25 protein-coding genes and 5 tRNA genes are annotated in these 26007 nt (G+C 44.2%); 5 read left to right on the top strand and 25 right to left on the bottom strand.

The window, feature by feature from the left end:
• Positions 1–302: 302 nt before the first annotated feature.
• The 14 genes from rplA to U0021_RS06215 all read right to left on the bottom strand — a co-directional run bounded on the left by rplA (position 303) and on the right by U0021_RS06215 (position 8667).
• Positions 303–1004 carry a 50S ribosomal protein L1 gene (gene rplA, locus U0021_RS06280; RefSeq protein ID WP_327037432.1) on the bottom strand — a complete coding sequence of 234 codons (702 nt, stop codon included), beginning with the start codon at positions 1002–1004 and terminating at the stop codon, positions 303–305.
• Positions 1004–1435, bottom strand: a complete 432-nt coding sequence (gene rplK, locus U0021_RS06275) for a 50S ribosomal protein L11 (RefSeq protein WP_049237827.1) — start codon at positions 1433–1435, stop codon at positions 1004–1006. The genes rplA and rplK overlap by 1 nt, the downstream gene beginning before the upstream one ends.
• A 101-nt stretch (positions 1436–1536) precedes the next feature.
• On the bottom strand, positions 1537–2067 hold the full coding sequence (gene nusG / locus U0021_RS06270) for a transcription termination/antitermination protein NusG (RefSeq protein WP_064618493.1): 531 nt from the start codon (positions 2065–2067) through the stop codon (positions 1537–1539).
• A gap of 21 nt (positions 2068–2088) precedes the next feature.
• The gene (gene secE / locus U0021_RS06265; protein ID WP_114801243.1) at positions 2089–2562 is read right to left on the bottom strand and encodes a preprotein translocase subunit SecE; all 474 of its coding nucleotides are present in this window, start codon (positions 2560–2562) and stop codon (positions 2089–2091) included.
• Between the two features lie 63 nt (positions 2563–2625).
• Positions 2626–2701, bottom strand: a tRNA-Trp gene (locus U0021_RS06260).
• Between the two features lie 148 nt (positions 2702–2849).
• Complete coding sequence (gene tuf, locus U0021_RS06255) at positions 2850–4040, bottom strand: elongation factor Tu (RefSeq protein ID WP_049237885.1); 1191 nt, start codon at positions 4038–4040, stop codon at positions 2850–2852.
• 290 nt (positions 4041–4330) lie between these two features.
• Positions 4331–4405 (bottom strand) — tRNA-Thr (locus U0021_RS06250).
• 14 nt (positions 4406–4419) lie between these two features.
• Positions 4420–4493, bottom strand: a tRNA-Gly gene (locus U0021_RS06245).
• A 27-nt stretch (positions 4494–4520) separates the two neighbouring features.
• Positions 4521–4604 (bottom strand) — tRNA-Tyr (locus tag U0021_RS06240).
• 78 nt (positions 4605–4682) lie between these two features.
• Positions 4683–4758 (bottom strand) — tRNA-Thr (locus U0021_RS06235).
• Between the two features lie 255 nt (positions 4759–5013).
• The gene (locus U0021_RS06230; RefSeq protein ID WP_264756311.1) at positions 5014–5562 is read right to left on the bottom strand and encodes an RNA-guided endonuclease TnpB family protein; all 549 of its coding nucleotides are present in this window, start codon (positions 5560–5562) and stop codon (positions 5014–5016) included.
• A gap of 40 nt (positions 5563–5602) precedes the next feature.
• A complete protein-coding gene (locus U0021_RS06225) occupies positions 5603–6247 on the bottom strand; it encodes a transposase (RefSeq protein ID WP_162816823.1) in 645 nt (214 codons plus the stop codon).
• Positions 6248–6304: 57 nt separating this feature from the next.
• Positions 6305–6874, bottom strand: a complete 570-nt coding sequence (locus U0021_RS06220) for an IS607 family transposase (protein WP_114800987.1) — start codon at positions 6872–6874, stop codon at positions 6305–6307.
• Positions 6875–7155: 281 nt separating this feature from the next.
• Entirely contained in the window at positions 7156–8667 is a 1512-nt protein-coding gene (locus U0021_RS06215; RefSeq protein WP_078255469.1) for an anthranilate synthase component I family protein, read from the bottom strand.
• Between the two features lie 167 nt (positions 8668–8834).
• Here U0021_RS06215 and U0021_RS06210 point away from each other — a divergent pair, with 167 nt between their 5' ends.
• The gene (locus tag U0021_RS06210; protein WP_162816824.1) at positions 8835–10586 is read left to right on the top strand and encodes an alpha/beta-hydrolase family protein; all 1752 of its coding nucleotides are present in this window, start codon (positions 8835–8837) and stop codon (positions 10584–10586) included.
• A 78-nt stretch (positions 10587–10664) separates the two neighbouring features.
• Here the strand turns inward: U0021_RS06210 and U0021_RS06205 are convergent, their stop codons facing one another.
• The 9 genes from U0021_RS06205 to U0021_RS06165 form a co-directional block, all read right to left on the bottom strand.
• Positions 10665–10985 carry an NGG1p interacting factor 3 protein, NIF3 gene (locus U0021_RS06205; protein ID WP_049237912.1) on the bottom strand — a complete coding sequence of 107 codons (321 nt, stop codon included), beginning with the start codon at positions 10983–10985 and terminating at the stop codon, positions 10665–10667.
• A gap of 39 nt (positions 10986–11024) precedes the next feature.
• Positions 11025–11735 carry a phosphoribosylaminoimidazolesuccinocarboxamide synthase gene (gene purC / locus U0021_RS06200; RefSeq protein WP_064611342.1) on the bottom strand — a complete coding sequence of 237 codons (711 nt, stop codon included), beginning with the start codon at positions 11733–11735 and terminating at the stop codon, positions 11025–11027.
• A gap of 51 nt (positions 11736–11786) precedes the next feature.
• On the bottom strand, positions 11787–12059 hold the full coding sequence (locus U0021_RS06195; RefSeq protein WP_114800989.1) for a hypothetical protein: 273 nt from the start codon (positions 12057–12059) through the stop codon (positions 11787–11789).
• 72 nt (positions 12060–12131) lie between these two features.
• On the bottom strand, positions 12132–13037 hold the full coding sequence (dapA, locus tag U0021_RS06190; RefSeq protein ID WP_078255472.1) for a 4-hydroxy-tetrahydrodipicolinate synthase: 906 nt from the start codon (positions 13035–13037) through the stop codon (positions 12132–12134).
• A 181-nt stretch (positions 13038–13218) separates the two neighbouring features.
• The gene (locus U0021_RS06185) at positions 13219–14622 is read right to left on the bottom strand and encodes a Do family serine endopeptidase (protein WP_227538734.1); all 1404 of its coding nucleotides are present in this window, start codon (positions 14620–14622) and stop codon (positions 13219–13221) included.
• 160 nt (positions 14623–14782) lie between these two features.
• Positions 14783–15403 (bottom strand): dTMP kinase, encoded by a 621-nt coding sequence (gene tmk / locus U0021_RS06180; RefSeq protein WP_114800990.1) that lies wholly within the window; start codon positions 15401–15403, stop codon positions 14783–14785.
• Positions 15404–15414: 11 nt separating this feature from the next.
• The gene (gene mltG / locus U0021_RS06175) at positions 15415–16554 is read right to left on the bottom strand and encodes an endolytic transglycosylase MltG (RefSeq protein WP_114800991.1); all 1140 of its coding nucleotides are present in this window, start codon (positions 16552–16554) and stop codon (positions 15415–15417) included.
• 106 nt (positions 16555–16660) lie between these two features.
• Positions 16661–17485 carry an aminotransferase class IV gene (locus U0021_RS06170; protein ID WP_114800992.1) on the bottom strand — a complete coding sequence of 275 codons (825 nt, stop codon included), beginning with the start codon at positions 17483–17485 and terminating at the stop codon, positions 16661–16663.
• A 6-nt stretch (positions 17486–17491) separates the two neighbouring features.
• Positions 17492–18091 carry a hypothetical protein gene (locus U0021_RS06165; protein ID WP_114800996.1) on the bottom strand — a complete coding sequence of 200 codons (600 nt, stop codon included), beginning with the start codon at positions 18089–18091 and terminating at the stop codon, positions 17492–17494.
• A 123-nt stretch (positions 18092–18214) separates the two neighbouring features.
• On the opposite strand from U0021_RS06165, the gene aroE reads away from it, so the two are divergent.
• The 4 genes from aroE (at position 18215) to trxB (ending at position 22321) form a co-directional block, all read left to right on the top strand.
• Positions 18215–19006: a shikimate dehydrogenase gene (gene aroE / locus U0021_RS06160; protein ID WP_114800993.1), complete on the top strand. Its 792-nt coding sequence runs from the start codon at positions 18215–18217 to the stop codon at positions 19004–19006.
• Positions 19007–19042: 36 nt separating this feature from the next.
• Positions 19043–19186, top strand: a complete 144-nt coding sequence (locus U0021_RS06155; RefSeq protein ID WP_205276573.1) for a hypothetical protein — start codon at positions 19043–19045, stop codon at positions 19184–19186.
• A 232-nt stretch (positions 19187–19418) separates the two neighbouring features.
• Positions 19419–21239 carry an acyl-CoA dehydrogenase C-terminal domain-containing protein gene (locus tag U0021_RS06150; protein ID WP_049237893.1) on the top strand — a complete coding sequence of 607 codons (1821 nt, stop codon included), beginning with the start codon at positions 19419–19421 and terminating at the stop codon, positions 21237–21239.
• Between the two features lie 131 nt (positions 21240–21370).
• Entirely contained in the window at positions 21371–22321 is a 951-nt protein-coding gene (trxB, locus tag U0021_RS06145) for a thioredoxin-disulfide reductase (protein ID WP_114800994.1), read from the top strand.
• 157 nt (positions 22322–22478) lie between these two features.
• Here the strand turns inward: trxB and tuf (U0021_RS06140) are convergent, their stop codons facing one another.
• Together tuf (U0021_RS06140) and fusA are read right to left on the bottom strand one after the other, a co-directional pair.
• A complete protein-coding gene (tuf, locus tag U0021_RS06140) occupies positions 22479–23669 on the bottom strand; it encodes an elongation factor Tu (RefSeq protein ID WP_078256771.1) in 1191 nt (396 codons plus the stop codon).
• A gap of 122 nt (positions 23670–23791) precedes the next feature.
• Positions 23792–25918 carry an elongation factor G gene (fusA, locus tag U0021_RS06135; RefSeq protein ID WP_114801179.1) on the bottom strand — a complete coding sequence of 709 codons (2127 nt, stop codon included), beginning with the start codon at positions 25916–25918 and terminating at the stop codon, positions 23792–23794.
• Between the last annotated feature and the right edge of the window lie 89 nt (positions 25919–26007).

Genomic DNA, 26007 nt, shown 5'->3' with positions numbered 1-26007 from the left:
CTCCAAAATTATTGCTTAAAATACCACATAAGCAATAAGCCAAATTCACAAACACCTAAGGATGTTTGAACCATTACGGCGACAATACAGTCTCACCGTCTGCGTAGGCAGGTTTCCCTATTAGATTGCCGAGCAATACCTACGGTCTTAGACAGCACAACCCGTTGTGCTGAACTAATAAATATTAAATTGTTAAACTTTTTTGATGGCTAAAATCGATTTTAGCCATCAAAAGTTGCATTATTATAATCAATAAAATTTTAAAATCAAGTTAAATATTAGAATTTAACCCAACGCATTGATTACTTATTAACGCGGTGTGGTACTGGATCAATTGCGATACCAGGACCCATGGTGCTAGACAGTGTGATCTTCTTGATATAAATACCTTTAGAAGTTGCTGGTTTAGCACGCTTAAGATCATTTAATAAAGCTGTTGCGTTTTGCTCAATTTGCTCAGCAGTAAAGCCAACCTGACCGATAGAAGCATGAATAATACCTGCTTTATCAACACGATACTGAGCCTGACCTGCTTTAGTATTTTTTACTGCAGTAGCGACGTCAGCAGTGACAGTGCCAACTTTTGGGTTTGGCATCAAACCACGTGGACCAAGAATGGTACCCAACTGACCTACGACACGCATCGCATCAGGTGATGCAATCACAACATCAAAATCCATGTTGCCAGCTTTGATGCTTTCTGCTAGGTCTTCAAAACCAACGACATCAGCACCTGCTTCTTTAGCAGCATCAGCGGCAGCGCCTTGTGCAAATACTGCAATACGCTTAGTTTTACCAGTACCCGCAGGTAGATTGGTTGCGCCACGAACAACTTGGTCAGATTTACGTGGATCTACACCCAAGTTAATAGCGATGTCAATTGACTCTTTGAATTTTGCTGCTGGCAAATCATTCAAAATTGCAACGGCTTCTTCGATGGTGTATAGCTTGTTGCTGTCCACACGATCTTTAATTAATTGTTGACGCTTAGTTAGCTTAGCCATTACACACCCTCCACAGTAATACCCATTGAGCGAGCAGTTCCTGCAATGGTACGGATTGCCGCTTCAAGTTCAGCAGCGGTTAGATCTGCTTGCTTGGTTTTTACGATTTCTTCAAGTTGATCACGGTTAACAGTACCAACTTTCGACGTGTTAGGAGTGCTTGAACCTTTTGCAATACCTGCTGCTTTACGCAATAAAACCGCCGCAGGAGGAGATTTCATCACAAAAGTGAATGACTTGTCATTAAAAACGGTAATTACAACAGGAATAGGCAAGCCTGGCTCAATATTTGCAGAAGCAGCGTTGAACTCTTTACAGAATGCCATGATGTTCACGCCTTTTTGACCCAATGCTGGACCAATTGGTGGCGATGGATTTGCCTTACCGGCAGGCACTTGTAGCTTGATGTAGCCATCAATCTTCTTTGCCATGAGAATCTCTCCAATAACGGGTAATAACGCTAAATAGCTCCCCAGGTTAATAACAAGCTCTAGACCAGTACCCAGAGCCGAAACCGCATATTATACGGTAATTAATTAATCTTTTCAACCTTATTAAATTCAAGTTCAACTTCAGTTGGGCGATTAAATACGCTGACGGTCAGATGTAATTTTGACTTATCATAATCCACTTTCTTAACAAGTCCTTTGAAATCTGTAAATGGACCGTCAATGACCAACACCTCTTCGCCAGGCTCAAACATGGTTTTTGGACGTGGTGCATCACCAGTTTTATTAATACGATTTAAGATTCGATCCGCTTCAATCTGAGTAATTGGTGCAGGATGCTCTGGTGTACCACCGATAAATCCTGTGATATTTGGGCAAGATCTGACAATATGCCAAGTATCTTCGTTCATTTCCATATTGATCAGGACATACCCTGGGAAAAGTTTTTGCTGCGTTGTGCGCTTTTTGCCTTCACGCATTTCAACAACTTCTTCAGTCGGTACAAGCACATCACCAAACTTATCGGCAAATTCACTGCGCTTAATGCGCTCAATCAAAGAACGCTGAACTTGATTTTCATAACCAGAGAACGCTTGAATGATATACCAACGCATTTTATACCCTTTTTTAATTACTTAAATAACAAAGCCAACAACGTAGCTAAAGAACATATCCAACAACCAAATGATAATTCCAAAAACAATCATCATCAAAATCACTTGCCAAGTATAACGAACAGTCTCATCTTTGGTTGGCCATGTCACACGGCGCAGCTCAATACCCGCATCTTTTAACAATGTTTTGAAAGCCGATCCTTGATTGGTAAATGCCAGACAAATAAAGCCAAATACAACCAAGCTTACCGTAATAGCAATCTGCGTCCAAACATTATTGGCAGGCGCCCAATACCTTGGCAAATATTGAGACACCAAAGTTGCTGAAATCATGGCGATGATGGCAACCAACCACAAAAGCATATCTTTTGGTGAACGCTTTTTAGCAACCTCTACCACACTCTCTTTTGAAACGGTGATTGGGGTTTTGGTATGTCGTGAGCCAGATGCTGAAGTTTCAGATTGGATATCCAAATTGTCTTTATTATCGCTCATGCAGGGACTTGCCTTGGAATGACCAATTTTTATGAAGTTAAAAGAATGGTATGAAGAATAAGATGGCAGGCGATGAGGGACTCGAACCCCCAACCCTCGGATTTGGAGTCCGATGCTCTACCAATTGAGCCAATCGCCTAGGGTGTTAAGGACTGCTATTATAGCAAACTTTTTATTTTTTGCAAGTATTTTATCTAAAAAAATCCAACCACTCCTCCATAAGAAAAACCAAACCCTTTCGAGTTTGGTTTTTGTGGCAATTGCCTGGTTAATGACTGGAAGATAAATCAGTCTTTAACGTTAGCAACAACACCAGCACCAACAGTACGGCCACCTTCACGGATTGCAAAGCGTAGACCTTTGTCCATGGCGATTGGGTGGATCAGCTCAACGCTCATCTCAACGTTATCACCTGGCATAACCATTTCAGTGCCTTCTTGTAGGGTGATGGCACCAGTTACGTCTGTGGTACGGAAGTAGAACTGTGGACGATAGCCATTTAGGAATGGGGTATGACGACCACCTTCTTCTTTTGATAGCACGTATACTTCTGCATCAAACTTGGTGTGTGGGGTGATTGAACCTGGCTTAGCCAATACTTGACCACGTTGAACTTCTTCACGCTTAGTACCACGTAGTAGGATACCACAGTTCTCACCTGCACGACCTTCGTCTAGCAGCTTACGGAACATCTCAACACCAGTACAGGTAGTTTTTGCAGTTGGTTTGATACCGATGATTTCGATTTCATCACCAACACGGATGATACCTGACTCAACACGGCCAGTTACAACAGTACCACGACCAGAGATTGAGAATACGTCTTCGATTGGCATTAGGAATGACTTATCGATGTCACGCTCAGGCTCTGGGATATATGAATCTAGCGTGTCTAGTAGTTCTAGAACAGCAGGCTCACCATATTTACCATCTGAACCATTCAATGCTTCTAGCGCTGAACCTTTGATGATTGGGGTGTCGTCACCTGGGAAATCGTAGTCAGATAGAAGTTCACGAACTTCCATTTCAACCAATTCTAGTAGCTCTTCGTCATCTACCATGTCACATTTGTTCATGAATACCATGATGTATGGTACACCAACCTGACGAGACAGCAGGATGTGCTCACGAGTTTGTGGCATTGGGCCGTCAGTTGCAGAAACAACCAAGATTGCGCCGTCCATCTGTGCAGCACCTGTGATCATGTTTTTAACATAGTCAGCGTGACCTGGGCAGTCTACGTGTGCGTAGTGACGAGCTTCTGTGTCATACTCGATGTGAGATGTGTTAATAGTAATACCACGTGCTTTTTCTTCAGGGGCAGAGTCGATAGCAGCGTAGTCTTTTGCTTCACCACCGTGGTGCTTAGCAGCAACGGTTGCGATAGCAGCAGTTAGAGTGGTTTTACCATGGTCAACGTGACCGATGGTACCAACGTTTACGTGTGGTTTTACACGTTCAAACTTGGCCTTTGCCATGATGGTTTCCTCATTGTTAATTAAACACCACGATTTTGAAATATATAAATAAATTCAAAACCATATCCTGACACATTATAGCATACAAGATTTTTGATTGAAATACATTTAAATCCTTTTATTTCATCATAATGTCTTAATTAAGCCATCTTAATGAAATAATCAAACTAGCCGCTGCTGACCTTTATTGCGACATAAACCAAATCATGTTGACTATGTACGCCATATGATCATAAACACCAAAAAATCCCCAATAAAAAATCCTTAGAAGTATCTAAGGATTCTAAATATGGAGCTCTTGGCGAGAATTGAACTCGCGACCTCTCCCTTACCAAGGGAGTGCTCTACCCCTGAGCTACAAGAGCAAACTTGAGTGATATGGAGCGGGTGGCGGGAATCGAACCCGCACCATCAGCTTGGAAGGCTGAGGTTCTACCACTAAACTACACCCGCAGGGTAGTATACCTAGGTAGGGAATAATGGTGGTGGGGGAAGGATTCGAACCTTCGAAGCTTTCGCGACAGAGTTACAGTCTGTTGGGTTTGACCGCTCCCCAACCCCACCAAGTTTGATAGGTATTCTTTTACTGGTCTGGTAAAAGATGAAGCCCATTTTATGGGCTTAACCTAATATTTTTAGGAATGGTGCCGGCTGCCGGAATCGAACTGGCGACCTACTGATTACAAGTCAGTTGCTCTACCAACTGAGCTAAGCCGGCGGTGTATTTCCTAAGTGGTGCATATAATAGCAAATTTTTGAGAATGTGCAAGCTTTTTTTTAAAATTTTAATCCAAATCACCGAGAATTTTTATAACTTATTGATTTTTATAAATTATTTATGTTCAAATAATCCGATCGTTGCTCATACTTAAAATAACGCATAAAAATTGAATCATTTTATTCAAATGGACACAACCTGTCCCATTAAGTATTTATAGTTCCAAATTTCACGGAAAAACACGGAAATTTAAGTTTAAGAATTAGCCTTTAATGGATTAATCATCTTAGGCGTACTACACACCACTATTGGGTTGTAATCAAACTTCCCAATTACTTTTCTTAAAATATTGTAAGCACCATTGACATCAGCATTGATAAGCGTGTTATTGCTTGATTTAAATAAACCACGCTTAACACGTTTACCTTGATAATTAACTTGTTTAGCAATGGGTTCATCATCAAGAAAGCTACATTTACTTGTATAACTTTCTTCAGCAACAATCACATCAATGCCTTGTAATTTAGCTTTATACTGTATCATTTGTACCAATCTTGCAAAAGGCACACTGACAAAACTTTGATTGTTTCTTTTACCAATATTTATCCCTTGTTTCCAATCTTGATTATAACCGATAACAATCGTTGTTATCTCGTTGGCAACTGCGTGGTTGATAAGATAATGGCTTGCTTTATGTAAATAATCATTGATTTGATTATTACGTTTAAATGATAACTTATTTAATTGTTTGTTAATGCAGTTAATCTGTGGAATGATTTTATTGCTTTGCTTGGCAAGGTGAATAAATTTGTCTTTTTCACCCTGTAGCTTAGCTTTGATTTTATTAAAAAAATTGATTAACAGATTTTACAGTCTTACCTGTAACAATAAAAGGCGTATTGTTTGTGTTGCTAACAGCGGTTATAAGATTATTTAAACCTAAATCAACCGCTAAATAACGCCCATTATTGGGTTTAGGCATTGGCTTGTCTGTTTTGTAAGTGATTTTAATATCATAACCATTGGCAATCTTGACAACTTTGACTTCTTGTATGTTGTCAAAATTGATGATGTTTTTAAGTTTGCCAAGTTCAAAAGACAATGGTGTATCAAAATAGCTTGAAAGGGTTAAAATGCCTTTTTGCAAATCACGTTTAGAAACTGCTTGTTTGGTAAAAATAATGTTAGCTCGTCCTTTGGTTTTATCTAAATATTTTGGTAATTTAGGACGAGCTAAAAACTTGGATTTGTCTTTATGATAGGCTTTAATAACCGCCCAAAAAGACCCAAAGTTTTGAGAAACTTGTTTAATTACTTGCTGTGCAACTTTGGCAGGCATAGCAATATAATCACCTTGTTTTTCTTGAGTGAGTTGATTGATGAGATTAAAAGCGGTTGGCGTTTTGTTATTTGTAATGATGGCTTGTCTGTTGTGATAGGTTGCTACATTGAATAGGTTTTTACACAAAAACGCATAGTCATCAAGCATTTTGTAATGCTTGTGGTTTTGTTTAATGCGGATTGTGTGAGTTAAGTACATGGCAGTTTATTTGTCCTGCAATTTTTTAATAAGTTGTTCGGTTTTGCGTTTGGTTCTTCTTTGTCCGTAAATCCTAGCATAAAATGAAGTGATGATTGAAGTAAAATCAGCAATTAAGTCTTCTCTTTCATCGATCACTTGATTAACCACTTCTATTTTACGGTTTTGCATAGCAAGCAAGGTTTTAATGTAGTTAAAGCCAAAGCGTGTTAATCGGTCTTTATGTTCGACAATAATGACATCGACTGTTTTGTCATTGAGTAGGTCTATGAGTTTCTTACGACTGTCATTTAAACCACTACCCACTTCTTTAATTACCTTATCAACTTTATAGCCACGAGCATTGGCATAAGCAATCATTCTATCGGCTTGACTATCAAGGTTGCTTTTATTTTCGCTTGATGAAACACGGCAGTAGATACAAACAACGGTTTGTTTACGCACCTCATTATCAACAATCAATATCCATCCAGTGGTTGTTAGTTCGGATTGTACCTTGCCACTTTTTACCCATGCCCATACAGTGCGATAGGTTACTTTGTTGAGTTTTGCATATTCGGATATTTTGTATTTCATTTAATAATTGATGATGTGGCAATAATTATTTACCCTATCAAAAATGGAAATATACAAGTGTTTTCCGTGTTTTTCTGTTATTCAAATGAAGTTAAATTATACTAAGTCAAGCCATTGTGAAACTGGTAGAAGATGATCAAATTATTGAGCAATTACCAGGTAAGTTATGGCGGTCAACGCAATCAGGAAACTTTTTAGAGCCTATAGAAACTGTACATATTGAAATTTAAAATTTAGGGTCGGAATTAACGACCCTAAATTTATAGAAATTATGCCAGGCTCTAAATCTCAAGCCCTCTACACGCCATTTCTACTGCTTTAACAAGGGCTAAAGCTTTTTTGTTGGTTTCATCCCATTCAGCCATAGGATCCGAATCTGCCACCACACCTGCACCAGCTTGTACGTGGATTTGACCATCTTTCATGACGGCTGTACGTATCGCGATGGCAGTATCCATATTACCATGCCAGCCCAGATATCCAATCGCCCCACCAAAAACGGTGCGGCGCACCGGCTCAACCTCATCAATGATTTGCATGGCGCGGATTTTTGGAGCGCCGGACAAGGTGCCTGCTGGAAAAGTCGCGCAAAACACATCCAAAGCATCCACATCTTGGCGCACACGTCCCTCGACATTACTGGCAATATGCATGACTTGTGAGTAGCGCTCAATGAACATCTTATCCGTCACCTTAACCGAACCGATCTCACAGACGCGCCCAATGTCATTACGTCCTAGATCAATGAGCATCAGATGTTCTGCGATCTCTTTTTGATCGTTTAATAACTCATGCTCAAGCGCCAGATCCTCATCCATATCACTGCCACGCCGGCGTGTACCTGCCAATGGTCTGACCGTCACTGTGCCGTTTTCGATGCGCGATAAGATCTCAGGGGAAGCGCCAATGATATCAAACGGAGATTTGGCTGCACCAAAAGTTTCACCATGCAGCATAAATAGATACGGCGATGGGTTTAAATAACGCAGCGCTCGATACACGCTGAGCGCATCTCCTTCAAAATCGGCTGACAATCTTTGAGCAGGCACGACTTGCATCACATCGCCTGCCAAGATGTAGTCTTTGATTTTTTGGACATCATCACAGAATTTTTGCTCGCCTGTGGCTGACACAAACTTTGGTATCGGTTGCACTTTGGTGGTCAGATCTGGCTTTTGATTCAGGGCATTTTCGATATTCGTTAAGCGACTGAGCGCATCTTCATAGCCGTTTTCAACATCACAGTTGGCATAGACCACAATAGAAAGTGTGTGCTCAAGATTATCAAAGACCACCACCTCTGTAGAAAGCATCAGCCAAAGATCAGGTAAATTCAAAGGATTGGGTGCGCCAGAATGCCCAACTGTTGGCTCAATCGTGCGTATCAAATCATACCCAAAATACCCCACCAAACCGCCACTAAAGACTGGTAAATTTGGCACATCGTCTTTGGTGGGCATTTTAAATTGCCCCATAAAGCGTCGAATCTCATCAAACGGCTGATCGGTCTTGGTGCTTGATACCGTACCCACAAGCTCCGACCCTACACGCATGACGCCATCTTGGTATTCAAAATACACCCCCTTGCCCAGACCAATCATCGAGTAACGCGCAAACCGCTCACCGCCAACCACCGACTCGAACAAATATGCCTTGGGATTGAGCTGTCTGATATTGGCAAAAACCGATACAGGCGTGGCGTCATCCATAAGACGTTTTTTGATCAAGGGTACATGACTAAAGCCCTGACTTTTGAGGCGAAGATACTCGTGATGACTCAGCAAAGTTGACATGATACTTCCAAAATTTTTATAAAAATTGGTCTATCATAGCATAAAAAATTGGGCTTAAAAACCTAAAATTCATTAACGCTTTTACAACAAAGTTTTTTATTTCTTTTATTTTTTATTTAATTAAAATGATAAAATCTGTGTCTTTATTTTGTCATTTTTGGGTTATTATGAAGCTGCCATCCAGTGCCAACGTACCATCCCACCATCCCATCGCCTCACCTTGGTTGTTTTTTCATACATTGAGTATTTTTGGGCTCATTTTGGGGTTTGTCTGTTTTTATATCTCCATGACGCCCATGTTACTGCCGCGCTCATGGTTGATACAAGCCGTTTGCTGTGCGGTCTCTGGATCGGTTGGCTATGCTGTGGGTAAATTTATTCATCATGTCATCAATCTGATTTGTCTTGCACTAAATCGCCCAAAGATCACCGTTTTGAGCAAATACCGTTTACCCATTACTTTCATTGGACTGCTGAGTTTGGTTGCCATGACATTTTATCAGTGGCAGATCATGCAAACCATGCGTGACTTGATGGATATGCCCAAAGAGCCGCTGTACCTTACGGCTCTTGGCGTGGTGATTGGGGTGTTGGGCTGGCTTGGGATCATTGTATTAGGTCGATGGATTATTGTTTTGATTGAGTGGCTGGTGAATCTGATTGCTCCAAAACTTGCATTGCCGATTCGCGTGATCACCTGGGTTTTGGTCACTGCATTGGTCGGCTCAGTTTTGATAGGGCTGACGCGTCATTATGTATGGCGTCCCGCCTTGCAATTCATCTCCCAAAAAGCCCTTGAGCTTGATTTGACAGAGCCTGAGTCTTTGAATGCACCCACCACGCCCAACCGCTCAGGCGTTGATGGCGTCTCAACTCAGCCATGGCAGGCGCTTGGACATTATGGTCAGCGTTTTGTCTCACTTGGTCCAAGTGCAGCTGACATTTCTTTAGTCACTGGCAAGCCTGCTTTGGAGCCCATCCGTGTCTTTGTTGGGCTTGATCATGAAGAATCCGTCACCAGTGATGCAGACGCACTGGTGGCATTAGCCCTTAAAGAGATGGACAGAACAGGTGCATGGCAGCGATCACACTTGGTCATTCATGGCGCGACAGGTCGTGGCTGGGTTGAAGAATACAGCAGCTTAGCGGCAGAATATCTGACCGATGGCGATATAGCCAGCATCTCCATCCAGTATTCTTATTTACCAAGCCAAATTTCATTCATTGTTGATAGGCAAGCCTCCAGTGATGCCAACCAGCGATTATATCAAGCCATTCAAAATAGACTGTCCAAACTCGATCCCAAACACCGCCCCAAGCTTTATTTGGCTGGTGAATCGCTGGGCGCCTTTGCCACCCAAAGCAATTTTCAAGATTACAATGAACTGATATCAAGCATTGATGGTGCTGTCTGGGTCGGTACGCCACGACTTAGCGAGCTTTGGTCAAATTTGGTTAAGATGCGTGCAGATAGCACCCCTGAGAATTTGCCCATTATCGATGGGGGACGGCATGTGCGGTTTATGGATTATCCAGAAATGCTAAGTGCGCAAGGTCATCCTCAAGGACATCTTTATGAAAATTGGCAGCCGCCGCGCATTGTCTTTGTGCAATATGCATCTGATCCGATTGTCTGGTGGTCGCCCGAGATGCTCTATCGCCGTCCAGATTGGATGAGCGAGCCGGCAGGGCGAGATCTTGCTCGTATGCCGCTTTGGCTGCCTATTTTGAGCCTTTGGGAGCTGAGCTTAGATATGCCAGCATCAAGCAACACTCCGCCAGGGCATGGTCATATCTATCGCCATGATGCGATTCACGCTTGGCAAGCCGTGCTAGACACCCAAAGCCCTACTTATGAAATATTAGCGCAAGTCATCGAAGATCGCGTGCAAGAAGGTGTCACTGAGCGCAGCGATTAACAGGGTCATAACAAATAAGCCTTTGAAAATTTCCAAAGGCTTATTAAAGATTGGCTGAACAATGTTAATTTGACAGGCTTAATCGCTTTCAATATCTACCGTCTGATAGACTTCATAGGCAGGTACTTCATAAGGATGTGCCTGTTTATAAGCCTCAACAACATCATACAGCTTATTTTCAGGTACCATCATCTCCACTTTCCATTCAGAGACTTGACTGACCTGACCGATTTCGCCCACTGCTGGATTAGCGCCTTCTAAGGGGCGAAACTGACCCACGCCCAATGTCTGCCAGCTGCAGTGCTCATATTGACCAAAATGACCAGCCCCAGCTTCAAACATCGCGGTTTTTACCGTTTCTAGATCGGATTCTGGGATATAGGTGACGATTTTATACATCTGAAAATACATGGCTTTGTCTTCAAAATCTTCAAATGATCACAAAGGCACACCGATGCGGCGAGCAACTTCTTCATAGCCTTCAACCACATCGCCCAAACCTTGGCGGAAGCGATCTTTATCAAGTTTTTTCTTGGTTTGTTTATCCCACAAGCGGCAACCATCTGGCGAAAATTCATCACCAAGCACCACACGACCTTGGAATAGTCCAAACTCCAATTTAAAATCCACCAACATCAAATCAGCTTCATCAAATAATTTTGATAATACTTCATTAACCTTTAAAGTTAGGCTTTGCATTTGGGCAAGCTCATCAGCTGTGGCATAGCCTAGTGCAATGGCGGTTGATTCACTCAGCATTGGATCACCAAGCGCATCATCCTTATAGAACAGCTCATAAGTTGGTGGCAATAATGGCAAACCTTCGGACAATCCCAAGCGCTTCATCAAACCGCCAGCGGCATAGTTACGCACAACGGCTTCTACAGGAATCATTTTCAGGCGCTTTACCAAAACTTCGTCATCAGAAAGCTGCTTTTCAAAGTGCGTTTCGATGCCTGCATCGGCAAGCTTTTGCATGATATAAGCATTGAAGCGATTATTCACCATGCCTTTACGATCAAGGCTTTCCATTTTTTCGCCATTAAATGCGCTGGCATCGTTGCGAAAATGTAGAATTAAATAGTCAGGATGATCAGTTTCATAAACTGATTTGGCTTTTCCGGTATAAAGTAGCGCTTGTTTTTGCATGGTAATCTCGTTTGATTAATAAATAAAAGTCATCCAAAGCTTTGAGCTATATTACCTAACGCTCGGTGGTCTTGGCAGTTGGTACTGCTTGCCTGAGTCATTGATAAAATCTGGCAACTGACTCACCGAATCTGGCGTATGATATAAAGGGGTGAATTCTGCAGCTGGCTGCTGAGCTGGCAGCTGAATGGGCGGCAATTTTTTTTCATCGCGATAATCTAAGCTGCCATTATCACGCTTTGACAGAATATTTTTGGTTGCTGTACAGCCTGTCAGCACGACGCTCGCCATCAACACACCGGCAGTAATTTTTAAAAATTTCATAAACATTCCACTTTTGTCTTGTGTCTGGGCATTGCCCCTATTTATTCGCAGTTAAGCAAGCATTGGCTCAAACTAAAGCAAGCCTGCTTTTTTTAGTGCATTATCAATGGTTTCGTGATATTGTTCAGAAAGCCATACCATCGGCAAGCGGATGCCTTTATCAATTTTACCCATCTTATTCAAGGCGTATTTGACAGGCTGTGGACTGGATTCAATGAATAAATCACGGTGTAGATGAACGACTGTGTCATGAATTTGGCAGGCTTCATCAAAACGACCTTCAAGCGCCAGCTCAAACGCCTGACTCATCGCCTTAGGTGCGATATTAGAAGTGACAGAAATATCGCCTTTTGAGCCATATTTAATCAGCTCAAGCGCGGTTGGATCATCACCTGATAATACCACCAATCGCTCGCCCACTCGGCGAATCAAGCTAATGCCACGCTCAAGATCGCCCGTGGCGTCCTTGATTGCCACGATATTATCAATATCCGCCAAACGGCTCACTGTCTCTTCAGATAAATCAGCAACCGTGCGACCAGGCACATTGTATAAAATCTGAGGAATATCCACCGCCTCAGCAATCGCCTTAAAGTGCTGATACATCCCTTCTTGGGTTGGTTTGTTATAATATGGCACAACCAATAAAGCAAAATCAGCGCCTGCTTGCTTGGCAGCAGCGGTCAGAGCAATCGCCTCATGGGTTGAGTTAGCGCCAGTGCCTGCGATGACTGGGACACGCCCTGCGACTTGTTTCACAAAAAAGCGAATCACATCGATGTGCTCATCCATCGCAAGGGTCGCTGACTCTCCAGTGGTGCCCACCGCTACCAAGGCATTGATTCCTTCATCAATCTGCCAATCTATCAGACGGGCAAGCGTATCATAGTCCACCGAGCCATCTGGCTTCATGGGAGTCACCAAAGCGGTCATTACACCTTTTAATGTTGATTTGATTTGTTGATACGCATCTGTCATAAGACACCTTGCTGAATACTTTTAGTTATGATGAAGATGATTGGAGCTGCTTTAGCTAAGATTTTAACAAGCAGAATAATCTTTTGTAGTTTATCACATTTAGATGACATTTTTACAGTTATTTTATGATCTGGCTTGGTCGGTTTAAGTCATTGATCGTCAGGCACACTTTAAACATCGTTTAGTCATCGATACGCAGCCCAATAATAGCAGGCGTACCTTGGCGAATCAGCTGCACTGCTACCACGCCCGATTTTGGCAGCTGGGCGACAACAGCGGCAAACTCTTCAATATCGCGGATGGGTTGATGATTTAACCCAACAACCACATCACCAGGACTGATGCCAGCGCGCGCAGCTCGGCCCACCAGATCCACCGAAGTAATCATCACGCCGCCATTAACGCCATAGCGACTCAATGTACGCCGCTCGGCTGCATTAAGCGATCTTAAGCGCACACCCAAACGCACGCCATCAGTATTTTTTGATTTGGATTCGGAGGCAATGTCATTTTGAGCATCACCAAAATTGCCTGATGCGGTATATTGGCGCCCTTGACGCTGATAGGTCAGCACAAAAGAATCATTGGGTTTGGCGCGATTGATTTGATTTAATAAATCATGGGCATGGACAATCGGAGTGTCATTAAAACTTAGCACCACATCCCCAGCTTTAAGCCCTGCTTGACTGGCGGGATAATCTGGATTTACGCGAGTGAGCAGCGCCCCTTGGGGTCTGGACAATCCATATGCTTCAGCCAAATTGCGATCAACATCCTGAACAGAGATGCCTAAATACACTCTGGTGACGCGTCCATGTTCGCGAATTTGGCGATAAATGTCCATAGCAGCATCAATAGGAATGGAAAATGACAGCCCCATATATCCGCCAGTGCCACTAAAGATCAAAGAATTGACCGCCACCACTTCTCCGTGCTGATTAAACAACGGTCCGCCTGAATTACCAGGATTTAAGGCGACATCACTTTGGATAAAGGGGACGGCTGCCTCACGGCTGACATTACGAGATTTTGCCGAGACAATCCCTGCTGAGGCTGAATAATCAAAACCAAACGGAGAGCCAATGGCAAGTACAGGTTCGCCAACTTTTAGAGTATCTGTTTTAGCCACAGGTAAGGCAGGGAAATGAGCGCCTGAAACTTTCAGCACCGCGATGTCTGAGCTTTCATCACTACCGACCAAAGTCGCATCAAGCTCAGTGCGATCATGCAAGGTAACGGTGATGGTTTGAGCATTTTCGATCACATGATGATTGGTCAAAATATAACCATCTTGGGTAATAAAAAATCCCGTGCCATAACCATGCTCGATCACTGGAATATCAGGCAGCTTGGCTTGATTGCCCAAAAATCCTTTGAGTAATTCAACAGCGCGTGCCTGCGCCAGCGTCTCTTGATCAACATTTTTAGTGATGCTGATACGCACAACCCCTGGCGAGACGCGCTCAACCAAGTCTGAAAAGTCCACTTGATGAGCGGCATGTGCTTGGGTAGCGTGTGTTAGCGTAAGCCAAGCAGGCGTCGATACCATCATGGCTGTGCACAGCGCCAGAGCGATTTTGCGCATAAAAATTCCTTAGCGTAGCGAGCGGTGATTTTGCCAAAGTATCATCAATTTTTATCTTACCGTCAAGATTGTTTTGGCGACAAAATCTTACCAAAACTTTACAAAAGCTGATGATAACGGTCAATAAAGCGCCACAAAAGCAGATCAAGCCATGAGACGATCAATCAAGACCCAAAGCAGCATCTATCCGTGCCGCCACATCTGCCACGGTACCATTTGCGTCAATACGGTGAATGCGATTGGGGTGCTGACTGTGCTGATATGCCAAGCCTTGATGCACACGCTCAAAAAAAGCGATGTCGTTGGCTTCCAATCGGTCGGCAGCACTGCGTTTGGCGGCGCGCCGCATGCCTGTGGTCACATCCAAATCAAGCCAAAGCGTCACATCAGGATGGATGGGCACAAACTGCTCAATCAAAAGCTCAATCTTAGCCAGTGCCGCTTGGTCTCCTTGGTAGCGCCCAAAGCCTTGATAAGCCACCGTACTATCAAAAAATCGGTCACTGACCACCCATTGACCTGACTTGATCGCAGGTAAAATCACCTGATGCAAATGATCGCTACGCGCAGCAAACATCAGCAAAATCTCTGTATCGGCATTCATATCCGTATCAGGATTTAAAAATAATTGGCGCAGCTGCTCAGCCAGCTCACTACCCCCAGGTTCGCGCGTGCGCAAGACTTGAATACCACGATCTGCCAGCCGATCAATCAGCGCTTCGATCGCCGTGGTCTTGCCCACGCCTTCAGTGCCTTCAAAACTGATAAATCGCCCTTGCATATCCCTTCCTTTTATTGAGTACTGCTGCGCATGACAGCGCGATATTCTGCCACAGCTTTTTGGTGTTCTTGGTAGGTGCGGCTAAACGTATGGCCTCCATTACCTGTCGCCACAAAGAAAATCACATCGGTATCCGCTGGATGCATGGTTGCCTTGATAGAAGCCGCCGAAGGCAGCGCAATGGGCGTAGGCGGCAAGCCATCAATTTGATAGGTGTTATACTCTGTTTTTTCAGCAATATTACTTCGATAAATCTTGCCATCATAACGATCGAATAATCCATAAATGATGGTTGGGTCGGTCTGTAGTCGCATGCCTTGACGCAGGCGATTGACAAACACCGCCGAAACCATCTGCCGCTCTTGTGCAACCCCCGTTTCTTTTTCAATGATGCTTGCCATGATCAGTGCCTCATACGGCGTCTCATAAGGCAAGTTCTCATCGCGAGACTCCCAAGCTTCATTTAAAATATTCAGTTGATCTTGATATAAGCGCTTTAAAATCGCCAAATCCGTTGTGCCATGCGCAAATTTATAAGTATTTGGCGCAAACATCCCTTCTAAATTTCCGTTGGGTGATTCAATCTCAAGTGCCTTTGCCACCGCCTCATTATCACGCGCCACATCCGTCCAGCCATAACCATCTGCAGGTGGGGTCAGCACTTCTAAAGCCACGCCGTCGGTTGTCTTAAGGGCATGATACAAATCCTTAACCGTCTTCCCTTCAATGATACGCAAGCTAAATTCAGTCGCCGTTCCGCCCTCGCTTAAAATACGCACCATCTGAGCAAGGCTGGCACCTGCTGGCACCTGATAACCGCCAGCCTGTAGCGGCTTATCTGTGGCAAGAGCCACATATGCCTTGGTCACAAATGCCGAGCTCAAAAACGCATCCGACCAAGGCTCTTCACTCAAAAGACTGTGATAAGTCTCGCCTTTGTCAACTGTGATCACATGCTCTGGGTGTCCAGTGGTCGCATAAATCGACTGATACACGACAAACAGCACAAGCAGCGTGGCAACCAAAGCCATCATCAAAAGTACAGTTTTGATCGGGGAATTGTGCGAAGTGGCGTGAGTTTTTGGGCGTCTTGATGCACGCCTATGGTTTGGTGTTTTTTGGGGTTTTTGGGGGTTTTTTTGAGCTGTCATAAGATTTCATTGCGATAAATTTTGTTCATTTTAGCAAAAATTTATGACAAATAGCCACTAAATTTAGCTCACATCTCAAAGCGCATCTCATGACAGATCAATAAAATCAGCCAAAAGTATGAGCAAGTTTGCGCCCGTTCAACATTGACATGGCTGTCATGCCGCGAACCGCGTTGGTCGTGATTAAGCCGTCAATCAAATCAAGATCTGCATCGGATAATACACGCTCTTTGACATCACCAAGCAGACCGCTTTGGATGACGGCGCGTCGCATGACCCCCAACACGCCCGATTTATCAACCAAAGGCGTGTACCAATCTTGTCCAAGGCGATAAAACACATTCCCCATCGTGGCACAAATCCACTCGCCATGCACATTGGCAACCAAACCATCCAAGATGCTGTCATCTGCTCGCTGACGATGGAGTAGCTCTGCATGCCCAAACACCTGCTCGATCGAGCCAATCAGCTTCATCCCGGCAAGGTGCGGTGGACGGTGGGATAACTTGTGCGTCAAGCAGACCATTTGGCGCGCCATTGTGGGCTGAATGGGTATGCCTTTGACAAATGATACGCCTGGATAAATTGCCGATGGCATGACTTTAATAAACACTTGGGCAGGCTGCGGCGCCAAAAACCCATAGCCGCGTACGCTTTGCTTGGGTCGAGTGATGATGATTTTGATCATGCCTTCTGTCATGTGATGGGCAAGCTGACATAAAGCCGTCATCATCTCATCAGTTTCTAAATTAAGCTTAAAAATACTCAAACCATGCGTGATTCTGTCGCGGTGTAATTCAGCAAAAAGGATCTCACCTTGGTGCACGCCGATGGTACTAAAAAATCCATCCCCAAAAGCAAAAGCTCGCTCATCCATGCGATCATCTGTCGCCACCAAAGCATGATCTAGATATCGATAAAAATTTGGCATAGACAGTTATTTATGCAAAATAATTTGGCAGCGGTAGTCTTGGCAATCCGCCTGCTCAAGACCAAGTGCACCAATGCGCTGCGATCCCATGGCGACGCCTTGGAGTATTTGATGCACCACATGAGCGCCTGTATTTGGATCAAGCATACTCATCATGCGATAGCCACGCTTGGCAAAGTCGATGGACTGCGCTTTGGTTGCCTCATCATCGGTAGGGGCGGCATAATACCAAACCACCTCCAAAAACTCCTGCGACTCAATGACATAAAAAGGCGATTCGTGCGGTGCGCTAAAGCGGTAGCGAGTCGCACGCTTACCATGAAAATCAAGCGCCTCTTCTGTTGTGGCAGTGCTGCCAAGCTGTGCTTTTAGCTCTTCAATATCGCTGCTTGTATCGGCAGCCTTTTGCCATGTGGCAGTATCATAGACGACAGGCTCATAGACCTTGACCTCACCATCATCTTCGACCAATTCTTCATCAGCGACTGGACGAAACGTCAAAAACAGCACCACCAAAACTGCCAATAAAACTGCCCATATCAGCCAAGTTTTACGGATTTTTTTGGGAGAAGCACTGGGGGTTTTTTTTGGTTGGTCGCTTGCCATGACATTACCATCAATCAAAATTTTAATAATTTTAACACAAAAGCCCATAGACACCACCCCATCAGTAGCGAATTTTGATAAAATTAGCTTTTGATCATTTTAGCCTACCGGAAACTCCGCCCCATGCAGCACTTTATCGTTATTGGCAATCCCATCAATCACTCAAAAAGCCCCCAAATCCATGCTGCGTTTGCGCGCAGTGTTGGGCTGCCTATCAATTATCAAAAACAATACTGCCCCAATGACGCCGAAAGCTTTGCTGCGGTTGTGTCTGCATTTTTTGCAGGCGGCGGTGTGGGTGCAAATGTCACGCTGCCTTTTAAAGAAATGGCTTATCAGCTGGTTAAAGATGGCGGTCAGCTTAGCAGCTACGCCGCCAGTGCCGGTGCGGTGAATACCCTGATGCAAAAAGACGGTCAGCTGTATGGTGATAACACCGACGGGCGGGGACTGGTGGCTGATCTGCGCTCCCAGCATGTGGATTTGGCACATAAAACAATCGCCATCCTCGGTGCTGGCGGTGCGACTCGTGGCGCGATCTTGCCACTTTTAGAAACTGGCTCACAGATCACTGTTTTTAATCGCACTTTATCAAAAGCCCAAGCCTTGATTGATGATTTTAACTCTGATCGTTTGAGCGCAAAGCCGCTATCGGACTTAAACAACGCCGATGCCTTCGATGTGATTATCAATGCCACGTCTGCCACCACCACAGGGCAAGTGCTTGATTTGGGCGGCTGCTCGGCTAGCTTTGCCTATGATATGATGTACGGCAAGCCATCGGAATTTTTGGCGCATTTTGAAAAACAAGGCGCTAAGATATCCGATGGTTTTGGTATGCTTATCCATCAAGCAAAACTGTCTTTTGAGCTGTGGACTGGCGAGACGATTGATTTATCCCAAGTGGAATTTTAAATTGACTGTTTATTTAACTTTAATTGGAGAAATGACATGACCGAAAAGCTTCAAAATCAAGCCGATGAGATGTTTGATGATTTAGAGGATTTATTTGATGACTTTGATGGCGTCGCGGTTGAAGGTGGCGTCGATAGCATCAACGATGAAGGCTGCGAAGGCGGTGCATGTAAGCTGTGATCAGACAGATTAAGAAGTCATTGAAGGGACTGTGGATAGTTTATGGTTTGTTTTAAGGGTATTTCGTACAGTTGAATAACTAATCATTATAATAAATCTTAGTTATTATGAAAATAAGTTATCTATACCATTTTAACCCTTTAATAAACAGCAAAATCTCTGTATAGTGAAAGCATCTCAAGCAGTTTTTGAGTGCTCACATGCCCTATAAATTGAAATAAAAGGATATTTCATGTTAACTTATAAAGCCCCTTTACGCGATATCAAATTTTTGATGAACGAAATGCTTGACTATCAAGCGCATTACAAAACATTGGACAATGGCGCCGCTGCAGATCCTGAGTCGGTGGATATGATTCTAGAAGGCTTTGCAGATTTTGCCGAAAATGTGCTATCGCCTTTATATCAGCCTGCCGATGCCGAAGGCTGTACTTTCAAAGATGGCGAAGTCACCACACCAACTGGCTTCAAAGAAGCGTATCAGCAGTTCGTTGAAGGCGGCTGGCAAGGCATCAGCTATCCTGAAGAATTTGGCGGCATGAATTTGCCGATGTCTTTAAATCTGATCAAATCAGAAATGATGGGTACGGCAAACTGGCCATGGGCAATGTATCCTGGCCTTACCACAGGCTCTGTTAATACGATTCTACAGTATGGCGACGCCGAACAAAAATCTACCTATCTGCCAAAACTAATCTCAGGTGAGTGGTCAGGTACGATGTGTTTGACAGAAGCGCAGTGCGGTACTGACCTAAATCAGATGAAAACTCGTGCGGTGCCAAACGATGATGGCAGCTACGCAATCACTGGCAGTAAGATTTTTATCTCTGCAGGTGAGCATGATTTGACCGAAAACATTGTTCACATTGTCTTGGCAAGATTGCCTGATGCGCCTGCTGGCACCAAAGGCATTTCACTATTTATTGTACCGAAGTTCCTACCAAATACTGATGGTGAAGTCGGCGAGAGAAACGCGGTTGTCTGTGGTTCAATTGAGCACAAAATGGGCATTTCATCATCTGCCACCTGTGTCATCAACTTTGATGCTGCCACTGGTTTCTTAATTGGTGAGCCGAATAAAGGCTTAAAAGCGATGTTCACCTACATGAATACGGCGCGTATTGGTACTGGTATTCAGGGTCTGGCGCATATGGAATTATCTTTCCAAAATGCCCTACCTTATGCCAAAGAACGCCGCTCTATGCGAGCACTATCGGGCACCAAAGAGCCAGATCAGCCGGCAGATGCCATCATCCATCACGCTGATGTCCGCCGTATGCTACTAACCCAAAAAGCATTCGTGGAAGGCGCTCGCTCAATGATCTATCACACCGCGCGCTATGCAGATAAACTGGCTGAGGCGGTTGCCAAAGGTGATGAAGCTGCCATCAAAAAGTGGGATGATAAGATGGGCTTTTATACGCCAATTTTAAAAGGCTTCTTAACAGAGCTTGGCATTGAAGCCGCTAAGCATGGTCAGCAAATCTATGGGGGTCATGGCTACATCAAAGAGTCAGGCATGGAGCTGATCGCTCGTGACGCGCGCATTGCGACACTGTATGAAGGCACTACAGGCGTACAGGCACTAGACCTATTGGGCAGAAAAGTACTGCTGCATGGTGGCGGTAAAGCAATTCGTGATTATACCGCGAGCATTATGAAATGGTGCGGTGAGTATGCCCTAGATAAAGACATGCGCAAATATGTCTGGGTACTGACCAAACTGTGCGCTGAATGGAACATGCTAACCGCGCGCCTACTACTGACCGCGCGTAAAGATCGCGACATCGTGTCAGCAGCTTCTGATGACTTTTTGATGTATTCAGGCTATGTGATGATGGCATATCATTGGGCACGCATGGCAGCCGTTTCATTTGATAAAATCAAAAATGGCGGTGAGCAGCCTAAAGAGTTTTATATCGCCAAAACTCAGACAGCTGAATTCTACTTTGAAAAACTTCTACCACGCAGCTCAGCCCATGCAGAGAGCATGACCGTACCAAGCGAGACCATGATGCAGATGGACATTGATCACTTTGCATTTTTAGATTAATCGTTGCATGATCTAAAGTAAGTCGTGTTGTATCAAAAGCCCAAATCCCAATGATTTGGGCTTTTTACTTGCAATTATGGGTGGCAGCCTTATATACTTATAAAATCGTTGTTTAATTAGGAAGTGAAATTATGTCAAAGCATCATCGCCTTATCATCTTAGGCTCAGGCCCTGCAGGCTACTCTGCTGCAGTCTACGCTGCGCGCGCCAACCTAAATCCTGTCATCATTACAGGCTTACAAGTTGGTGGGCAACTGACCACAACCACTGAGGTGGATAATTGGCCAGGCGATGCGCATGGTCTGACTGGTAATGGTCTGATGGATCGCATGAGAGCACATGCCGAACGCTTTGGCACAGAGCTCATTTATGACAGCATCAATCAAGTCGATTTACAAAATCGCCCTTTCACATTGGTGGGAGACAGCGGTACTTATACCTGTGACGCGCTGATCATTGCTACTGGCGCTACTGCTCAGTATTTGGGACTCGATTCTGAACAAAAGTTTATGGGTCAAGGCGTATCTGCATGTGCCACTTGTGATGGCTTTTTTTATAAGAATCAAAAAATTGCCGTGGTTGGCGGCGGTAACACCGCTGTTGAAGAAGCGCTGTATCTTTCCAATATCGCCAGCGAAGTCATCTTGATACATCGCCGCGATAGCCTGCGCGCCGAAAAAATCCTGCAAGATCAATTATTTGAAAAAGTTAAAAATGGTAATATTAAGATTGAATGGAATCATCAGGTCAAAGAAGTGACTGGGGATGACATGGGCGTTACTGGGCTTACCATTGAATCAACCCAAGACGGATCGGTTAAACAGTTAGACATTATGGGTCTGTTTGTTGCTATTGGCCACAAGCCAAATACTGGGCTATTTGAAGGTCAGCTTAAGATGCAAGACGGCTATATTATTGTTAATAGTGGATTGAATGGCAATGCAACTGCGACCAGTATTGAGGGCGTGTTTGCTGCTGGGGATGTGGCTGATCATGTCTATCGCCAGGCAATTACATCCGCTGGCACTGGATGTATGGCTGCACTTGATGCCGAAAAGTATTTGGATGCCCTCACTATCTAAGATCAAACTTCTAAATAAAAAATGTGTTGGGTTAACCAGCACATTTTTTATTTAATACTCAAATCTAAAAAAAATCTACCACCCCTCCATAAAAAAAACCAAACCCTTTCGAGTTTGGTTTTTGTGGCAATTGCCTGGTTAATGACTGGAAGATAAATCAGTCTTTAACGTTAGCAACAACACCAGCACCAACAGTACGGCCACCTTCACGGATTGCAAAGCGTAGACCTTTGTCCATGGCGATTGGGTGGATCAGCTCAACGCTCATCTCAACGTTATCACCTGGCATAACCATTTCAGTGCCTTCTTGTAGGGTGATGGCACCAGTTACGTCTGTGGTACGGAAGTAGAACTGTGGACGATAGCCATTTAGGAATGGGGTATGACGACCACCTTCTTCTTTTGATAGCACGTATACTTCTGCATCAAACTTGGTGTGTGGGGTGATTGAACCTGGCTTAGCCAATACTTGACCACGTTGAACTTCTTCACGCTTAGTACCACGTAGTAGGATACCACAGTTCTCACCTGCACGACCTTCGTCTAGCAGCTTACGGAACATCTCAACACCAGTACAGGTAGTTTTTGCAGTTGGTTTGATACCGATGATTTCGATTTCATCACCAACACGGATGATACCTGACTCAACACGGCCAGTTACAACAGTACCACGACCAGAGATTGAGAATACGTCTTCGATTGGCATTAGGAATGACTTATCGATGTCACGCTCAGGCTCTGGGATATATGAATCTAGCGTGTCTAGTAGTTCTAGAACAGCAGGCTCACCATATTTACCATCTGAACCATTCAATGCTTCTAGCGCTGAACCTTTGATGATTGGGGTGTCGTCACCTGGGAAATCGTAGTCAGATAGAAGTTCACGAACTTCCATTTCAACCAATTCTAGTAGCTCTTCGTCATCTACCATGTCACATTTGTTCATGAATACCATGATGTATGGTACACCAACCTGACGAGACAGCAGGATGTGCTCACGAGTTTGTGGCATTGGACCGTCAGTTGCAGAAACAACCAAGATTGCGCCGTCCATCTGTGCAGCACCTGTGATCATGTTTTTAACATAGTCAGCGTGGCCTGGGCAGTCTACGTGTGCGTAGTGACGAGCCGCAGTATCATACTCAATGTGAGATGTGTTAATAGTAATACCACGTGCTTTTTCTTCAGGGGCAGAGTCGATAGCAGCGTAGTCTTTTGCTTCACCACCGTGGTGCTTAGCAGCAACGGTTGCGATAGCAGCAGTTAGAGTGGTTTTACCATGGTCAACGTGACCGATGGTACCAACGTTTACGTGTGGTTTTACACGTTCAAACTTGGCCTTTGCCATGATGGTTTCCTCGAGTATATGCGATCATACGAAAAAATCGCAACATTGTTAAAATTTGATTTACGATACCATCTGACCATCAGATGGTATCTGGTGATACACTACCGCTAACAGATGATGAATTACTCGTCATCGTCCTTAGCTGTAAACTTCTTAATAATCTCGTCAGCAACGTTCTTCGGAGTTTCTTGGTATTTCAAGAATTCCATTGAATAAGTTGCACGACCTTGAGACATTGAGCGCATTTGTGTTGCATAGCCGAACATCTCAGCCAATGGTACTTCTGCACGGATCGACTTGGTGCCGCCTGGCAGATCATCCATGCCTTGAACCATACCGCGACGACGGTTCAAGTCACCCATGATGTCACCCATGTAGTCTTCAGGAGTTTCTACTTCAACTTTCATGATAGGCTCAAGCAGCGCTGGGCTTGCTTGTAGGAAGCCTTTTTTGAACGCCATAGAACCTGCCATTTTGAACGACAATTCGTCAGAGTCAACGTCATGGTAAGAACCATCATATAAAGTGGCTTTGACGCCAACAACTGGGTATCCTGCGATAACGCCGTTTTTCATACGCTCTTGGATACCTTTGTCAACTGCTGCATGGTATTCTTTTGGAACCACACCACCGACGATTTCTTCGCTGAATTCATATTCAACATCGCCAGTAGGATCAAGCGGCTCAAGACGCAACCAAACGTGACCAAATTTACCACGACCACCAGTTTGACGGACAAATTTACCTTCAACTTCTACCGATTGGCGAATCGTTTCACGATAAGCAACCTGAGGCGCACCAATATTGGCTTCAACATTGAATTCACGCTTCATACGATCAACAATAATGTCAAGGTGAAGCTCACCCATACCTGAAATGATCGTTTGACCTGATTCTTCATCTGTACGTACACGGAATGAAGGATCTTCTTTCGCTAAGCGACCCAACGCAACTGACATTTTTTCTTGGTCAGCTTTGGTTTTTGGTTCAACCGCCAAAGAAATTACTGGCTCTGGGAATTCCATACGCTCTAGAGTGATGATGTTATCGTTATCACACAGCGTGTCACCAGTAGTAACATCTTTCATACCTACCAAGGCTGCGATGTCGCCTGCACGGATTTCTTCAACTTCTTTTTGTTCGTTTGCGTGCATCTGTACGATACGACCGATACGCTCACGCTTCATCTTAACAGGGTTATAGACACTATCGCCTTGCTTAACAACACCAGAATAAACGCGAACGAAGGTCAAGTTACCCACGTACTTGTCATTCATGATTTTGAATGCTAGTGCAGAGAAAGGTGCTTCATCAGACGCTTCACGTGAAGCTTCAGTTTCAGCTTTATCATCCAAAATACCTTTAATTGCTTCAACATCATTAGGCGCTGGCAAGAATTCAATCACAGCATCTAGCATGCGCTGTACGCCTTTGTTTTTGAACGCTGAACCGCATAGCATTGGCTGAATCTCGCTCGCCAAAGTACGAATACGCAGACCTTCAAGGATGTCTTCTTTTGATAATTCACCTTCTTCAAGGTATTTATCCATCAGCTCTTCAGATGCTTCTGCAGCAGCTTCAATCATGTTGGTGCGCCACTCTTCGGCAGTATCAACCAAGTCTGCTGGGATTTCACCATATTCAAACTTCATGCCTTGAGAAGCTTCATCCCAAATGATAGACTTCATCTCAATCAAGTCGACCACACCAGTAAAGCTTTCTTCTGCACCCACTGGAATAACGATAGGTACAGGATTGGCGCCCAAACGCGTTTTCATTTGCTCAACAACGCGGAAGAAGTTTGCGCCTGTACGGTCCATTTTATTCACGAACGCCAAACGAGGCACTTTATATTTGTTAGCCTGACGCCATACGGTTTCAGACTGTGGCTGTACACCACCAACTGCACAGTAAACCATGCAAGCGCCATCAAGGACACGCATAGAACGCTCAACTTCTACAGTGAAATCAACGTGACCTGGAGTGTCAATAACATTAATACGGTGTTCTTTAAATTGGCTAGCCATGCCCGACCAAAAAGCTGTGGTGGCAGCAGAAGTAATGGTAATACCACGCTCTTGCTCTTGCTCCATCCAGTCCATGGTGGCAGCACCATCATGCACCTCACCAAGTTTGTGTGATACACCTGTGTAGAACAAAATACGCTCAGAAGTAGTAGTCTTACCTGCGTCAATGTGTGCCGAGATACCGATGTTACGATAGCGGCTAATAGGGGTTGTACGAGCCATAATTTTTCCTAGAAAAATTCTGTTTAATTTGGTAAATCTGTTGGCTGCTAATGATCACAGCCACACAGATTTTTGAGTATTGTTTTTGA

Source organism: Moraxella canis (genome assembly GCF_034424565.1).
Taxonomy (GTDB): domain Bacteria; phylum Pseudomonadota; class Gammaproteobacteria; order Pseudomonadales; family Moraxellaceae; genus Moraxella; species Moraxella canis.
The sequence above is the reverse complement of the archived record's forward strand: the minus strand, read 5'-3'. Positions and strand labels throughout refer to the sequence as shown.

Bases quoted from the DNA above. Each gene is read 5' to 3' on its own strand.
- tmk (WP_114800990.1), bottom strand. From the start codon at position 15,403: ATGCAAGGGCGATTTATCAGTTTTGAAGGCACTGAAGGCGTGGGCAAG.
- U0021_RS06155 (WP_205276573.1), top strand. From the start codon at position 19,043: ATGACCGAAAAGCTTCAAAATCAAGCCGATGAGATGTTTGATGATTTA.
- U0021_RS06170 (WP_114800992.1), bottom strand. From the start codon at position 17,485: ATGCCAAATTTTTATCGATATCTAGATCATGCTTTGGTGGCGACAGAT.
- dapA (WP_078255472.1), bottom strand. From the start codon at position 13,037: ATGACAGATGCGTATCAACAAATCAAATCAACATTAAAAGGTGTAATG.
- trxB (WP_114800994.1), top strand. From the start codon at position 21,371: ATGTCAAAGCATCATCGCCTTATCATCTTAGGCTCAGGCCCTGCAGGC.
- U0021_RS06215 (WP_078255469.1), bottom strand. From the start codon at position 8,667: ATGTCAACTTTGCTGAGTCATCACGAGTATCTTCGCCTCAAAAGTCAG.
- nusG (WP_064618493.1), bottom strand. From the start codon at position 2,067: ATGCGTTGGTATATCATTCAAGCGTTCTCTGGTTATGAAAATCAAGTT.
- tuf (WP_078256771.1), bottom strand. From the start codon at position 23,669: ATGGCAAAGGCCAAGTTTGAACGTGTAAAACCACACGTAAACGTTGGT.
- U0021_RS06210 (WP_162816824.1), top strand. From the start codon at position 8,835: ATGAAGCTGCCATCCAGTGCCAACGTACCATCCCACCATCCCATCGCC.
- U0021_RS06225 (WP_162816823.1), bottom strand. From the start codon at position 6,247: ATGCTTGATGACTATGCGTTTTTGTGTAAAAACCTATTCAATGTAGCA.
- rplK (WP_049237827.1), bottom strand. From the start codon at position 1,435: ATGGCAAAGAAGATTGATGGCTACATCAAGCTACAAGTGCCTGCCGGT.
- U0021_RS06150 (WP_049237893.1), top strand. From the start codon at position 19,419: ATGTTAACTTATAAAGCCCCTTTACGCGATATCAAATTTTTGATGAAC.
- purC (WP_064611342.1), bottom strand. From the start codon at position 11,735: ATGCAAAAACAAGCGCTACTTTATACCGGAAAAGCCAAATCAGTTTAT.
- U0021_RS06205 (WP_049237912.1), bottom strand. From the start codon at position 10,985: ATGTATAAAATCGTCACCTATATCCCAGAATCCGATCTAGAAACGGTA.
- U0021_RS06165 (WP_114800996.1), bottom strand. From the start codon at position 18,091: ATGGCAAGCGACCAACCAAAAAAAACCCCCAGTGCTTCTCCCAAAAAA.
- U0021_RS06195 (WP_114800989.1), bottom strand. From the start codon at position 12,059: ATGAAATTTTTAAAAATTACTGCCGGTGTGTTGATGGCGAGCGTCGTG.
- secE (WP_114801243.1), bottom strand. From the start codon at position 2,562: ATGAGCGATAATAAAGACAATTTGGATATCCAATCTGAAACTTCAGCA.
- mltG (WP_114800991.1), bottom strand. From the start codon at position 16,554: ATGACAGCTCAAAAAAACCCCCAAAAACCCCAAAAAACACCAAACCAT.
- tuf (WP_049237885.1), bottom strand. From the start codon at position 4,040: ATGGCAAAGGCCAAGTTTGAACGTGTAAAACCACACGTAAACGTTGGT.
- U0021_RS06185 (WP_227538734.1), bottom strand. From the start codon at position 14,622: ATGCGCAAAATCGCTCTGGCGCTGTGCACAGCCATGATGGTATCGACG.
- U0021_RS06220 (WP_114800987.1), bottom strand. From the start codon at position 6,874: ATGAAATACAAAATATCCGAATATGCAAAACTCAACAAAGTAACCTAT.
- fusA (WP_114801179.1), bottom strand. From the start codon at position 25,918: ATGGCTCGTACAACCCCTATTAGCCGCTATCGTAACATCGGTATCTCG.
- rplA (WP_327037432.1), bottom strand. From the start codon at position 1,004: ATGGCTAAGCTAACTAAGCGTCAACAATTAATTAAAGATCGTGTGGAC.
- aroE (WP_114800993.1), top strand. From the start codon at position 18,215: ATGCAGCACTTTATCGTTATTGGCAATCCCATCAATCACTCAAAAAGC.